The organism is Rhodococcus sp. JG-3, from assembly GCF_000482405.1.
Lineage (GTDB): Bacteria > Actinomycetota > Actinomycetes > Mycobacteriales > Mycobacteriaceae > Rhodococcoides > Rhodococcoides fascians.
In genome coordinates, this window is record NZ_KI519398.1 from 1,530,678 (window position 1) to 1,544,138 (window position 13,461).

Sequence of the window (13,461 nt, forward strand, 5' to 3'; positions counted from 1 at the left end):
TGCTCGCTCCCTTGCGCTTTCAGTGTTGGACGCCACTGTCGCACACTTCGCCACTAAATAATAGGCCATTGACAAATGGCGAATAGCGGGTGAGGGTGATGACGTGACTCCGACCACCGACGACGACCACCTGCCTCGCTGCGCATTCAGGGCTGGGTCTCGGCGAACCCGTCTGGCTGCCTTGATGACTCGGCTGATTCTGCGTCCGATGACGAACCTGCTGCCGACCTCCCGCGGCGGCATCGAGTTCTCTCGACGCCTCGTCGCCACCTCGATGAAGCTGTTCGATCCCGTTCCGAAGGGCACCGGAGTGGACCTCGTGGCCGAAGGCCCGGTACGCGGTGAATGGGTGCGAGCACCCGGCCTGACGCCCGGGCCACGCGTGATCCTCTACATCCACGGCAGTGCGTACGTCATCTGCTCGGCGCGAACACATCGTGGTCTGACCGCGCGATTGTCCGCCGCGACCGGCCTGCCGGTGTTCACGGTCGACTACCGGCTGGCCCCGGAACACCCGTTTCCCGCCGCAGCTGACGACCTCGAGGCCGCGTACCGCTGGCTGCTCGGCCAGGGCTATTCCGCAGCGAACGTCGTCATCGCCGGGGACTCTGCCGGCGGACACCTGGCCGCTGACCTGATCATCGAGAACGACCGAACCGGGACGCCGCAGCCGGGAGCATTGGTGTTGTTCTCTCCGTTGATCGACCTCGACTTCGAGCTGTCGGAACGGATGGAACGCACCCGCAAGGACCCGATGATCTCGGCGAAGGCAGCGCGAGGACTGGTCTCGCTGTACACCGACGGCCACGATGCGAGTCTCCCGCGTCTCCGGCTCGATCTCGGACGTGTGCGAGAGCTGCCACCGACGCTGATCCAGGTGGGCGGAGCCGAGATGCTCAGGGGCGATGCGCGACACCTGCACTCCATGATCGACGCGGCCGGCGGAGAGAGCGAACTCGAAATCTGGCCCGATCAGATGCACGTGTTCCACGCTCTCCCACGGCTGATCCCTGAGGCTGCCCAGGCGCTCGAGCATGCGGCCGCTTTCATTGCTGATGCGCTCGAAAGCCGAGTTGTACAGAATGATTCGAAAGAACAGGTGAGCTGATGAGAACCAAGGCCGGAAGACCCTCGTACGGGTCGAGAGCGGTAGTGACCGGCGCAGGCAGCGGCATCGGCCGGGCGTTCGCACTGGAACTGGCTCGACGTGGAGGAGCCGTCATGTGCGCCGACATCTCGTTGCCGCGAGCGCAGGAGGCCGTCGCGATGGTGAACGCCCTCGGCGGCACCGGATACGCCGTCGAGTGCGATGTGTCGATCCGCGAGAACGTCGAGGAACTGGCCCTGCGTGCCGGCATCGAGTTCGGCGGACCCACCACGGTGCTCATCAACAACGCAGGCGTCGGAATCGGCGGAAAGCCCGTCGGCAACATCGGTTTCGAGGACTGGAACTGGGCCTTGGGAATCAACCTCTGGGGCGTGATCCACGGCTGCGAGGTGTTCACGCCCGGGCTTCGGGCCGCGGGTGAGGGCGGGATCATCAACGTCGCGTCCGCCGCCGGCTTCGCCGCTGCGCCGCTGATGGGTCCGTACAACGTCGGCAAGGCCGCAGTGATGAGCCTGTCGGAAACGATGGCGGCGGAATTATCGGGTACCGGTGTGCGGGTGTCGGTTCTGTGTCCCACCTTCGTCAAGACCAACGTTGCCGTCGACGGCCGGATCACCGCGAGTTCGTCCCGACTGGCCGAGTTCGCGATGCGCTGGACCGGACGGTCTCCCGACAAGATCGCTGCCAGAACGCTCGATGCATTCGACCGGGGCCGGCTCTACGTCGTGCCCCAGTTCGACGCCAAAGCCGTCTGGCGGTTCAAGAGATTGCTGCCCGCCGTGTACGTGCGCTTTCTCGGCTTGCTCAATCGTGTGCTGCCCGCCGAGCAGCAGCCGGCGAAGAACGAATCCCTCACCTCGACAACCACAGGAGCCTGACATGGCAATGGACTTCGAAGACATGTTGACCAAGATCAAGGACCGTCAGTGGGCATTGGCGGACATCGACTGGGACGGCCCGGGAGCCGAGACCATCAGCCCCGAACTGCACGCCAAACTCAAGCCCTTCATGTCCGATCTGATGTGGATCGAGAACGTGGGCGCTCGCGGATTCGCGGCGATGGCGCTCAAGGCTCCGAACGAGACTCTCGCGGAGATCTATCGCTACTTCCACGCGGAAGAGCAGAAGCACGCCAACGCCGAGCTCGCGCTCATGCGGCGTTGGGGCATGCTCGACGGCGACCAGATGCCCGAGCCGAACGTCAACGTCAAGCTCGTCATCGACTGGCTCGACAAGCATTCCGACGGGCTGTCTCTGACCGTGCTGGGCACCGTCATACCGATGCTCGAGGTGGCGCTGGACGGCGCGCTGGTGAAGTTCATCATGGACGAGATCGACGATCCGGTGTGTCAGGCAGTGTTCAAGAAGATCAACTCCGATGAATCTCGCCATCTGGCGGTCGATTTCGCCGTCATCGAATTGCTCGGGCATTCCCGGATGCGCAAGCTCGTGGTCGAGACGATCGGGGCGTGGATGAACCCGGCCCTCATCGTCGGATTGCTGCGATACATCCCACTGCTGAACAAGATGCGCGACAACATCGTCGAGATGGGTGTCGACGAGGAGCGGCTCTACACCGCGATGAAGCGATTCCGCAGTGTGGGGGAGCGTAGCCCCGAGGCGCTTCGCGTGCCGATGTATCGATTTGTGCAGTGGCACAGCAGCATCGTCATCAACCGCAAGCACCCGTACCACCGCCTTGCGGACGGCCTGGTGAAGCTCACTCGCCGGTACCCGACCAAGACTCTCAATTCCGAGCCCACCTGGGCCAAGGAACTGACCTACGAGCCCGTCGCATGAGCGAGTTCGACGTGCGCGAAGGTGTACTCGACGCCGTGATCGTCGGTGCGGGATTCGCCGGAATCGGTACCGCTATTCGACTGCGCAACAGTGGAATCGAGAACATCGCCATCCTCGAACGCGGCAGCGCCGTCGGCGGAACCTGGCGCGACAACACATACCCGGGCGCAGCCTGCGACATACCGTCGCGGTTGTATTCGTACAGTTTCGCGCCAAATCCCAACTGGTCGCACACCTACTCCGGTAGCGGTGAAATTCTCGACTACATCCACACGATGGTGGGTGAGTTCGACATAGGATCGCGTATTCGTTTCGGACACAACGTAGTCGACATCATCTGGAACGAGGCGGCCGGGCATTGGCACTTGAGCATCGACGGGTGCGCCGATGTTCGGGCGCGCACGGTGGTGATGGCATCGGGTCCACTTGCCAATGCGAGCCTGCCGAACATTCGCGGCATCGACACCTACGAGGGGCACAAGATTCACAGTGCTCGGTGGGATCACGACTACGACTTCGAGGGTAAGAAGGTCGCGGTCGTGGGAACCGGGGCGAGTGCGGTGCAGATCGTGCCCGAACTGGTGAAGATCGCCGATACGGTCAAGGTGTTCCAACGCACCCCGGGTTGGACGCTGCCCAGAATCAATCGAAAGGTGCAGGCAGGCACCAAGCGTCGATACGCCCGGTATCCGCAGACGCAGACCCTGGCGCGGTCGCTCTGGTTCTGGGGGCACGAATCCGTTGCCCTCGGTGTCGTGTGGAAGACCCCGTTGACGCGCATCGTCGAACTGGTCGGACGCGCGCATCTGCGTCAGCAGGTTCGCGATCCGTGGCTGCGTCGACAGCTGATACCTCGGTTCCGGGCCGGCTGCAAGCGGCTGCTGATGACCAGCGACTACTACCCGGCCCTGCAGAAGCCCAACTGCACGTTGGTGACCTGGCCGATTGCGACGCTCTCGCCCAAAGGTATTCGAACCGTGGAAGGCATCGAGCATCAGTTCGACGCCATCGTCTTCGCTACCGGGTTCGACGTGTCCAACACCGGGACCCCTATTCCGATCACCGGACGCGACAGCCGCGTGCTGGCCGACGAATGGAGCGCGGGAGCCAAGGCGTACAAGAGTATTGCGGTATCGGGCTATCCGAACATGTACTTCACCTTCGGTCCCAACTCCGGCCCTGGACACAGCTCGGCGCTGGTGTACATGGAGGCGCAGATCGACTACATCGTAGAGGCGATCTCTCTGGTACTCGACGGAGATCTGCACAGTGCCGATGTGCGCCAGGACGTCCAGGATGCCTACAACGAGGACATGCAGCGCAAACTGGCGAAGACGACCTGGAATTCCGGTTGCAGCAGTTGGTATCTCACCGAGGACGGCTTCAATGCCACCATGTTCCCGGGTTTCGCCACCCAGTACGTCAACCAACTCAGAGGTGTCGAACAGGGCGACTTCACCATGGTCCCGCGCCGCGTCGACCTGCCGCGGGAACCGGCACGGGCGGTCGCCCACTCCTGAATCGCATCGAGAGCACGCTTGTCGTTTCGATGACGGTCGGATTCGGCTATTCCTTCCGCCGCGTGGTCGACGTATATCCTGAGGGTCGACGCGCGGCGGAGGTAGGGAGCTCGGTGGAGTATCGAATCGACGACTTGGCCCGAGAGGCCAAGACGACCACTCGCAACGTGCGGGCGTACCAGGAACGCGGGCTGCTGCCGCCGCCCACGCTCCGAGGACGAGTAGGTATTTACAACGACGATCACCTGACTCGATTGAAGGTGATCGACTCGCTGCTTCAGCGGGGTTTCACCTCGGCGCACATAGCCGATTTCCTGTCGGGCTGGGAGCAGGGCAAAGACCTCGAAGAAATCCTGGGCCTGCAGGAAATCGTGACTCGCAAGTGGTCGTCGGCCGAGACCACGGTCATTCCCGTCGAACTGATTGCGCAATTTCTCGGTGAGGACAACGACGACATCGTTGCCCGACTCATCGAAGCGAAACTGATCAGAATCGACGGTGACCAGTGCGAGATTCTCGATCCGACCCTCCTCGAGGTGTTCGTCGACCTGAGTCAGTACGGCTTCACGTTGGAACGTCTGCTCGACCAGCACGAGCGGACCGCGTCGAAAATGAACGAAATCGCCGAGTCGATGGTCGGGAGCGTGACCGACCATCTGGCCGCGAAACACGGTCCAGGTTGGCTGCCCAAGTCCGGAGAGGTAGCCGAGACCACCGAGATGTTCGAGAAGATGCGCAGCCTTGCCATGAAATCGGCACAGGCAGAACTGGCGCGCGCCCTGGACCGGGTACAGGAACGCGCCCTCGACGATTATCTGTCGGAGACTCTGTCGAAGCGCACGTGACGTGGTTTGAAGCCTGCCACAATCGGACATACCTGCCCTTCGACAGCCGAACGGCGGCTGACCGCCTAAGGGGGCACCAATGAGGTTCGTAACGTTGATCGTTCTGGTTTGGCTGATCATCGGCGCATTCGCGTCGTACCAGCGCGGAGACTTCGAGAACGCGCCCGAGAACTGTGCAGGTGCGGGCACCATCGCCCTCACCGTCGTTGCAGGTCCGCTCAACTACTTCGGAATCAACCCCGAGGTCACGGACTGCAATGTCACCGTGCCGCAGCCCAGCGAGTGATATGAGTCGCTGACCGCGCGCTCGCGGAGCGCCTTCCCTAACCTGGTGAGGTGTTCCGCGGACGCTGGTTGCTGTTTCTCGCCCTGGCGATCCCGGTTGTCCTGGTGTCGTCGGTAGGTGTCGGCGGCTACCTCGCGTTCACGAAAGCTCGGGTGGATCCGCTCGTTGCCGCCGACGCAATCGTGGTGCTCGGCGGCGAACACGACGGACGTGAGGCCTACGGCATCTCGCTCGCCCAACAAGGCCTGGCCACGACAGTGGTGCTGTCCGATCCCTACGGTTCCAGCGATCCGACGATGAAGAAAGCCTGCGCGGCGTCCACGTCGCAGTTCGAGGTGTTGTGCATTCCGCCGTCGCCCTCGACCACCCGTGGCGAAGCCATGTTCACCGAAACCCTTGCCCGCGAACGCGGCTGGAACCACGTCATCGTCGTCACGTGGCGATACCACCTCCCGCGGGCTCGATTCGTCTTCGATCAGTGCTTCGACGGAACCGTCACGATGCGTCCGACGCCTCGCGCGTACAACTTCTCACTCGTCGAATGGGAGTTCACGTACCTGTACCAAATCGCAGGGTTCGTCAAGGCCGGAGTGCAGGGCTCCTGCCAGGATTCGGGAAGCGACTGACCGGATCCGGTCACAGAATCTTGTGATAGAGCGTCACACCGGACTTCCACGTCAGGAACCCGAACATCACCGCGGCAATTCCACCCACCACGTTCGCGCCGAAGAACAGTGCTGCCGAGCGATACCGACGATCTCGCGCAAGCCCGGTCGTCGCCAGCGTCGTCCCCGCCAACGGAGCCACCGACGCCAGAAACCCGACCGCCACCACGGAGCGAACAGCGTTCGGCGGATCGAGTGCGAACACCAACCCCAGCGCGGCACACGCCACCAGATTCAATGCCGTCGCCCGTCGCCTCGACCGCAGGGCGAACGAGAACACGAACTGGCCCAGAGCCGCGAGTCCGCCGCCGGCCGCCACCAGAATCAACGTCGTCACAGCGTCGGGCTCGTTCGTGCCGGTCTCGTGATCGCTGCCCCGACGGCCATCGCGATCAACGCGAACACCGGCGTCGCCACCAGATAGATCACCGAATTCCACGCCCCGCGATGGGTGACCGCCTGAAACGCATAGAGACCGAACGTCGTCAGACCGCACGCAAGACCGAACAGCCCGGCCCGAGTCACCGGAGCCCGACGACCGGACAGATACCCCAACGCAGCGCCGACGAGCAGACAGCCGAACACATTCACACCGAACGTGGACAACAGCTGCCACCGCGGCGTCGCCCGCCACGTCCACACCTCGTACCGAAGCGCCGCACCGACCGCGCCGCCCACAACGACCGCGACATACTCCCCGAGCAAGCGACGACGCAGACCGCGACCGTCCATGGAATGCAGGCCCTCGATCACCTGGACGAGCCTAATGCGATCGATACCCCTCGGCTGAGTGAGCCGACGGCGGCAAACCAACCCGAAGCCGACCCCGAGGGGACTCAATGTCACGTTCGGTGGTCCGGAGTGGAGCCTGCGGAACGACCATCGACACTTTTCGGGGGTCAATGTCACGTTGAGTGGACTTTTCGGGGGTCGATGTCACGTCGAGTGGACTTCGGCGGCGGTGGCGGGGCGGGGGAGCGAGGTAAAGTCTTCGTGTGACTGCGGACGAATCGGGGCTCGGACCCCAGCATTTCGATGTGATTGTTGAATGGCGTGATCAGGATGTCGTTCTGTCGGTGTCGGGTGAGTTGGATTTGGTGACGGCTCCTGATCTGTCCGAGTCCGTGGCTCTGGTGCTCGAGAAGTCGCCGTCGGCTGTGGTCATCGATCTCAGTGATGTGGGTTTCCTCGCATCGGCAGGCATGTCGCTGTTGGCGTCGACGCATCAGCAACTGGGCGGTACTGCCGGGTTTGCCGTGGTGGCGGACGGTCCGGCGACGGGGCGACCATTGACTTTGGTCGGGCTCGACGAGGTGTTCGGCATCTATGCGACGGTCGACGAGGCGCTCGTTGCGATTCATGCGGGTAGATCCTGAAGTTTTGGGTAGACGGGATTCATGATGGCGACTCTCTTCGGAGGTGACGACTCACGTACCGACAGTTCGATCTCGACGGCAGGTGCGCGAATGGAAGAACTGCTGTTCACCGACGAGCCTGCCGATGCGGATCGAGCGTCGGAGCTTCGGCGTGAACTCGGTGACTGGTTGAACGAGTTGGGCGTCGACCCGGATCGCGCGTACGACGTCGTGTTGGCGACGTACGAGGCGATAGCGAACAGTGTCGAACATGCGTATCGCGATCACACCGACCGAGGAACCCTCGATATTCGAGTGTTGTGCGGTGCGCAGGGCCGGATCGATGTGAAGGTGACCGACCGCGGCGATTGGGCGACCCGCAATTCCGATCCCAACCGAGGTCGAGGCGTCCCACTGATGCGGGCGCTGGCCGATACTGCGGCGGTGACGTCGGACCAGAACGGCACCACGGTCCACATGATCTGGGACGCGATCGGTACCAGCTGATCGTTGCTGCACACTGACTACATGGTCGATGTGCAGATCGCTACAGCCGAGAAGAAGAGAATAACGGTACCCAACCTACGGGTGTTGTGGCAGTTCGTGCGGCCTCATCGGCGCACCCTGATCCTGGGCATGATGCTCGGCCTGATCGGTACCGGAACGGCGTTGGCTACGCCGATGGTCGCCAAGGGTGTGCTCGACGGACTCGGCACCGACGCGTCGCTGATCGTTCCCGTCGTCGTTCTTGTGGCCCTGTTGGTCGTCGGCTCGGCCGTTCTGTATCTGCAGTGGATCGTGCTCGGGGTGTTGGCCGAGCGGATCGTGCTCGACGCACGCAAGTCGATCGTGCGGAAGTATTTCGGTGCCACGGTCGGCAGCCTGAACACTCGGCCCACCGGTGAGTTGGTCACCCGCGTCACCTCGGACACCGTGCTGCTGCGTGAGGCGACGTCGAATGCGCTGGTGGCCATAGTCAACAGCGTCGTGGGTCTGGTGGGTGCGTTGATCCTGATGGCGGTTCTGGATCTGGTGTTGCTGGGCGCGATCGCGGTGGCCATCGTGGCGATCGCAGTGTTGTTCGCCCGGCTGATGCCTCCGATCGCGATCGCGCAGAGGCAATCACAGGAAGCGATCGGACGACTCGGCGGCATTCTCGACGGCACCCTGCGGGCCATCCGAACAGTGAAGTCCAGCAGAGCCGAGACTCGCGAATCCGAACGCGTCATCGCGGAGGCGCGGACCTCCGCTCGGCACAGCGTGCACGCCGTCAAGATCTCGGCACTGGCGTGGACCTTCGCGGGCGGCGGCGTGCAATTGGCCATCATCGGCATTCTCGGCCTCGGTGGCTACCGCGTCAGCACCGGAGATCTGGCGGTATCCAGCTTGATCGCGTTTCTGCTCTACGCATTTCAGGTCATGAGCCCGGTCTCCACCCTCGCCACCAACATCACCGCGCTGCAGGCGGGTATGGCCGCGGCGGCGCGGATACGTCAGATCGACGACCTCGTCGTCGAAGTGGGAGAGGGAGGTACCCCCGCGCCGACCCGTTCCGTTGTCGGAGCTGCTCCGGCACTCGAATTCCGAAGTGTGACTGCACGTTACGGTCCGGGACGAGAGCCGGCCGTGCGAGGAATCGACCTGGACGTCCCCGCGCGTGGCCACACAGCGATCGTCGGTCCCTCCGGTGCAGGCAAGACCAGCGTGTTCTCTCTGATCCTGCGGTTCCTGACGCCCGAGAGCGGCGAGATACGGCTCGGCGGAACGCCGTACAGCGAGCTCACGATCGACGAGGTGCGCTCTCGACTGTCCTACGTGGAGCAGGAGACGCCGGTGATCCCCGGTTCTGTGCGGGAGAACCTGTTGTTCAGTCACCCGGACGCCAGTGAGGGTGACATCTGGGCGGCGCTCGAGTCGGTGCACCTGGATTCGACCATCCGCGCTCTGGACGAGGGATTGGACACCGACCTGATCGGCTCGACGGTGTCCGGTGGGCAGCGGCAACGAATCGCGTTGGCGCGAGCCATCGTTCGACGCCCACAGATCCTGCTGCTCGACGAGGCGACGGCTCAGGTCGACGGACGCACCGAGGCGGCGATCCACGAGGTGATCCGTTCCATCGCCGAGGATGCTGCCGTCGTCACCATCGCGCATCGGTTGTCCACCGTGCTCGACGCCGACACCATCCTGGTGATGGACGATGGGGTGGTACGCGCACGTGGAACGCATGCGGAGCTCATGGCGTCGGACGAGCTGTATCGAGAACTGGTGGCCGCGTTGAGAATCGGAGACAGCGCGCCCGATCTGGCAGCGGGCCGTCCGTGAGATCTACCGGCCCGACTCGGTGGTCGTGGGCTCGTCGGTCGCGGGCTCGTCGGTCGAGTCCTCGTCGGTGGTGGTCGTGGTAGTTCGGTCCGACCGCTTGGTGGTTGTTCGGGGCGTCCGCGTCGTCGTCTGAGGCCGCTCCGGCGTCGTCGTCGGCGGCTTGGCGGTGGTGGGCACCGCGACCTGCCAGGTGGGCGACGGCGGAACAACGACGATTGCGGACGTCGGAGACGCCTGGACCGAACTGAGGGAGTCCGACTTCAGCGCAGGCGGCCTGACATCCTGGCTCGAATCGTCGAACGCGCCGCCGAGGGCACCGATGACCAGACCCACGGTGACGGCTACTCCGGCACTCGCCACTGCTGCCAACGCGATGACCTTGTCGCGCATGAACAGACCCTAACGCCGTGGCCGCACCCGGGTGGTCGGCAATGATGCGAGAACGTTACCGCAGCGTGCGAATTCGTGGTGGGTCGAAGTTTACGGCTGCGCCAGTCGGAGAACATTCGGCAACGATGCTGCGATCAGCTCGCCGGCTTCCTCGTACACGGACGGGTCGCGGCGGTACGGGTCGCCGATATCCAGCGTCTCGACGCTGTGGACGGCCCGCGCGTCGGCGAGGGCGGCAACCGATCGTGCGCCCGACGCCGCGGCCAGGCTCGACGCCTCGAGCAAGGTGAAGGTGCGACGCATGTGCCTCGGCGACAGTGCGAGCACGGCGTCGCGATGCGACGCGGTCATCGTCAGAACGAGTTCGGCGTCGGCGGTGATCGCCGGAGTGAGGCGTCGAGCCACGAAGCCCTCGGGATCGCCGCCGAGTTGCGACAACACCAACGCGGCCGTCGGGTCCATCGCGTGCCCGGTCAGGCCCTGTGTCCCGGCGCTGCCGGCGGTCAGCTCGAATCCGCCCTCACGGGCGAAGGCGACCGCAAGGCGCTCGGCAGTCGGAGATCGGCAGATGTTGCCGGTGCAGACGAACAGAACTCGCATGCCGCAACTGTAGTGGTGTGGCCGGGTGCCCCAGGGGGCACCTGAACGCACCACTGCGGCGCAGCCGCACCGACGCGCTACAGTGATCAATTGGGGGGATCGAGACTGGTTCGTGACATGAAGTCTCGGCGTGTGTTGACGGGGAAATCGACAAGAGGCAGGTAATGACCGAAGTTCTCGGTGTGTCGGTGGGGGCCAGCGCGGTGCGCATGGCTCGACCCGACCTGCGCCCCCAGGATTCGGGACGCCTCGACTTCCACCACGACACCGTCGACGCCTACTGGGACCGGGCCGAGGAACTGGCCGCCGAGTCCATCGGCGTGGTGCTCTCGCAACCGGGTAACGGCGGCCCAGTGCAGGCAACCGGCGTGGCGTATCGCGACCAGCAGCAGTTCGGTGAGATCCAGCAGGCCATGGCCGGTCAGCGGCTGTACAACTACCGACTCGTTCCCGAAGCTCGGGCTGCGCTGCAGTACCTCGAAGCGTCGGGCGAGCTGGGGCATTTCGGCACCATCGCGTTGTACGACCTGGGCAGTTCGGGTCTGACGATCAGCGTGATCGACCGCGGTACAGGCCAAGTTCTGCTGGCAGAACGCACCATCGACATCAGCGGCGACGACTTCGATCGCCTGATCGCCGACAACCAGTTGGCCAAGCAGGGCGTCGACATCGCCGACAACCAAGAACTGAGCGCGTTCACCGCGCGGTGCCGGGTCGCCAAGGAACAATTGTCGACCAGCGGCGCAGTATGTCTCCCGGGCGACGGTGGCGTCATCCTGATCTCCCGCGAGGCATTCGGATCACTGGTGACCGTCCCGATCGAGTACTCCGCTCGCCTGGTTCGAGACGTCATCGGGCGTTCTCCCAAACATGTCGACGCACTGTTCCTGATCGGCGGCGGAGCCCGAATACCCCTGGTCGGAGCGATACTCGATGCCTGGGTCGGGTTACCCGTCGTCACTCCGGCAGACCCCGAATCGGTTGCGGCCCGTGGAGCGGCACTGCTCGCCACACCGGTCGTCGAGGCTCCGCACCAGCCGGTTCCCCAACCGAATGCGCAGTCCAACCCCCAGTCGAATCCGCAGTCGGGCGGGCGGCAGTCCGCGGCCGACCCGGCATCGCTGACCGGTGCACCCGATTGGTTGACCCCGGAACCCCACTCCGACAAGCCCGCGGATTCGAAGCGCAAGGTGCGCGGTGCCGTACTGGTCGCGGGTGGTCTCGTCGCGGTCGCCGCCCTCGGCCTGTCCCTCGGATACGGGGGTGGGTCGCCGGCCCCGACCAGTGCACCGGCAGATTCACCGGTGCCGATCACCGCAGGTCCCACGACGACCCGGGTCACCCCGACGCCGACGACGCCACCGCCGACCACAACGCCGCCGCCCACCTCCGAGCCCGTTCAGGCTCCGGCTCAGACGTATTCCGAGCCCGAGTACGTGCCGCCCGCGGCACCGGCTCCTGCACCTGCCCCGGCACCGCTGATCCCCGGTCTGCCGCAGATCCAGCTCCCACAGATTCAGCTGCCGCCTCCTCCGGTCATTCAGCTTCCACGCTTCTAGCCGGGGACGGTCACGGCAACTGCACCGTTGCGAGCACCGCCAGATGATCGCTCTCCGGGATCGGTAACGGCTGCACCGACCGCGCGCGGACGCTGTCACTGGTCACGACATGGTCCAACCGCGCCAACGGACGTTCGGACGGGAAGGTGCGGAACAGTCCTGCCCCCGCAGCGTCGGCCGCATCGGAGAACGGAGCCGATGCCAACCTGCGGAATTGCCGGTGATCGTTGGTGGCATTGAAGTCGCCGGCGACGATGGCAGTGTTGTCGTAGGTATCCATGATGGCCCGCATCCTCGCCAGGTCTGCGTCCCACTGGGTGGTGTGGCGCGGCGTCGCGGGAGACATCGAGTGGAACGAGACGAGGGTCAGCGTCGTGCCGTCGACGACGGTGTTCGCCTGCACCGGTACGAAGCCGAAGTCGTCCAGTCGGGTGCCGTCGGTCATGGGTGTTCGGCTCCACAATCCGGTGCCGTCGGCCACGGGCAGTGCGGCGGTGAAGGAGAACGGCAGCAGGTCGTCCAGACCCGCACCCCTCAGGTCGGTCACTTCCTCGGGCGTGAGTTCCTGGACGGCGAGCACGTCGACGTCGTGATCACGGACCGCGTCGACGATTGCGCCGGCATCGGCGTCCCCGTGCGCCACGTTGACCGTCAACACGGACAGGTCCGGTCCGGAGTTGTCCGGTCCGTCGGCCAGGAACATCGGCACCTGGACGCCCACGACGGCGACGGTGACGACGGCTGCGACCGCCGATCCGATACGTGAGCGGGCGGCGGCGAAGAGCAGAAGCGCCGCGACGGTGGCGACTCCGAGGTACGGAGTTCCGACCACCAAAGCAACGAAAGTGATCTCGGTCACGCCGACCTGTCGGACGGCAAACATTCCGAGAGCTACGGCGCCGAGGCACCACCCCACGACCAGCGCTGCGCTGCGAACGAAACGGCGCATTGCGCTCGTGCCTCCTCGTGTCCGCCCGAGATGGGCATGGATGTTGCAGGTGTTGTCTA

Annotated in this window: 16 protein-coding genes; 11 read left to right on the forward strand and 5 right to left on the reverse strand. The window is 64.4% G+C overall.

Annotated elements, in window-relative coordinates:
• Window positions 1-208 precede the first annotated feature (208 nt).
• The 7 genes from K414_RS0108770 to K414_RS0108800 all read left to right on the forward strand — a co-directional run bounded on the left by K414_RS0108770 (window position 209) and on the right by K414_RS0108800 (window position 6,185).
• Window positions 209-1,108, forward strand: coding sequence for an alpha/beta hydrolase (locus tag K414_RS0108770; RefSeq protein WP_237606158.1), 900 nt, complete (start codon window positions 209-211; stop codon window positions 1,106-1,108).
• Window positions 1,108-1,986: an SDR family NAD(P)-dependent oxidoreductase gene (locus K414_RS0108775; RefSeq protein ID WP_027495607.1), complete on the forward strand. Its 879-nt coding sequence runs from the start codon at window positions 1,108-1,110 to the stop codon at window positions 1,984-1,986. The genes K414_RS0108770 and K414_RS0108775 overlap by 1 nt, the downstream gene beginning before the upstream one ends.
• Before the next feature lies 1 nt (window position 1,987).
• The gene (locus K414_RS0108780; protein ID WP_027495608.1) at window positions 1,988-2,908 is read left to right on the forward strand and encodes a hypothetical protein; all 921 of its coding nucleotides are present in this window, start codon (window positions 1,988-1,990) and stop codon (window positions 2,906-2,908) included.
• Window positions 2,905-4,428, forward strand: coding sequence for an NAD(P)/FAD-dependent oxidoreductase (locus K414_RS0108785; RefSeq protein ID WP_027495609.1), 1,524 nt, complete (start codon window positions 2,905-2,907; stop codon window positions 4,426-4,428). Before K414_RS0108780 ends, K414_RS0108785 begins: the two co-directional genes overlap by 4 nt.
• A gap of 113 nt (window positions 4,429-4,541) precedes the next feature.
• Window positions 4,542-5,273 carry a MerR family transcriptional regulator gene (locus K414_RS0108790; protein ID WP_027495610.1) on the forward strand — a complete coding sequence of 244 codons (732 nt, stop codon included), beginning with the start codon at window positions 4,542-4,544 and terminating at the stop codon, window positions 5,271-5,273.
• A 79-nt stretch (window positions 5,274-5,352) separates the two neighbouring features.
• Window positions 5,353-5,559, forward strand: a complete 207-nt coding sequence (locus tag K414_RS0108795) for a hypothetical protein (protein WP_027495611.1) — start codon at window positions 5,353-5,355, stop codon at window positions 5,557-5,559.
• Between the two features lie 50 nt (window positions 5,560-5,609).
• A complete protein-coding gene (locus K414_RS0108800; protein WP_027495612.1) occupies window positions 5,610-6,185 on the forward strand; it encodes a YdcF family protein in 576 nt (191 codons plus the stop codon).
• Window positions 6,186-6,195: 10 nt separating this feature from the next.
• Here K414_RS0108800 and K414_RS0108805 read toward each other — a convergent pair whose 3' ends face one another.
• Together K414_RS0108805 and K414_RS0108810 are read right to left on the reverse strand one after the other, a co-directional pair.
• Window positions 6,196-6,561 carry a hypothetical protein gene (locus tag K414_RS0108805; protein WP_027495613.1) on the reverse strand — a complete coding sequence of 122 codons (366 nt, stop codon included), beginning with the start codon at window positions 6,559-6,561 and terminating at the stop codon, window positions 6,196-6,198.
• Window positions 6,558-6,977 carry a CrcB family protein gene (locus K414_RS0108810; RefSeq protein ID WP_027495614.1) on the reverse strand — a complete coding sequence of 140 codons (420 nt, stop codon included), beginning with the start codon at window positions 6,975-6,977 and terminating at the stop codon, window positions 6,558-6,560. The genes K414_RS0108805 and K414_RS0108810 overlap by 4 nt, the downstream gene beginning before the upstream one ends.
• 287 nt (window positions 6,978-7,264) lie before the next feature.
• On the opposite strand from K414_RS0108810, the gene K414_RS0108815 reads away from it, so the two are divergent.
• From K414_RS0108815 to K414_RS0108825, 3 genes are read left to right on the forward strand one after another with little or no spacing between them, the layout of a single operon-like run.
• Window positions 7,265-7,600 (forward strand): STAS domain-containing protein, encoded by a 336-nt coding sequence (locus K414_RS0108815; RefSeq protein ID WP_027495615.1) that lies wholly within the window; start codon window positions 7,265-7,267, stop codon window positions 7,598-7,600.
• Between the two features lie 21 nt (window positions 7,601-7,621).
• Complete coding sequence (locus tag K414_RS0108820) at window positions 7,622-8,086, forward strand: ATP-binding protein (RefSeq protein WP_027495616.1); 465 nt, start codon at window positions 7,622-7,624, stop codon at window positions 8,084-8,086.
• A 21-nt stretch (window positions 8,087-8,107) separates the two neighbouring features.
• Window positions 8,108-9,904: an ABC transporter ATP-binding protein gene (locus tag K414_RS0108825; RefSeq protein WP_027495617.1), complete on the forward strand. Its 1,797-nt coding sequence runs from the start codon at window positions 8,108-8,110 to the stop codon at window positions 9,902-9,904.
• 3 nt (window positions 9,905-9,907) lie between these two features.
• Here the strand turns inward: K414_RS0108825 and K414_RS0108830 are convergent, their stop codons facing one another.
• Together K414_RS0108830 and K414_RS0108835 are read right to left on the reverse strand one after the other, a co-directional pair.
• The gene (locus K414_RS0108830) at window positions 9,908-10,294 is read right to left on the reverse strand and encodes a hypothetical protein (protein ID WP_027495618.1); all 387 of its coding nucleotides are present in this window, start codon (window positions 10,292-10,294) and stop codon (window positions 9,908-9,910) included.
• A gap of 90 nt (window positions 10,295-10,384) precedes the next feature.
• Window positions 10,385-10,894, reverse strand: coding sequence for a protein-tyrosine-phosphatase (locus K414_RS0108835; RefSeq protein ID WP_027495619.1), 510 nt, complete (start codon window positions 10,892-10,894; stop codon window positions 10,385-10,387).
• A 164-nt stretch (window positions 10,895-11,058) separates the two neighbouring features.
• Here K414_RS0108835 and K414_RS0108840 point away from each other — a divergent pair, with 164 nt between their 5' ends.
• On the forward strand, window positions 11,059-12,453 hold the full coding sequence (locus K414_RS0108840; protein ID WP_051365017.1) for an Hsp70 family protein: 1,395 nt from the start codon (window positions 11,059-11,061) through the stop codon (window positions 12,451-12,453).
• A 10-nt stretch (window positions 12,454-12,463) separates the two neighbouring features.
• Here the strand turns inward: K414_RS0108840 and K414_RS0108845 are convergent, their stop codons facing one another.
• Complete coding sequence (locus K414_RS0108845; RefSeq protein ID WP_027495621.1) at window positions 12,464-13,402, reverse strand: endonuclease/exonuclease/phosphatase family protein; 939 nt, start codon at window positions 13,400-13,402, stop codon at window positions 12,464-12,466.
• Between the last annotated feature and the right edge of the window lie 59 nt (window positions 13,403-13,461).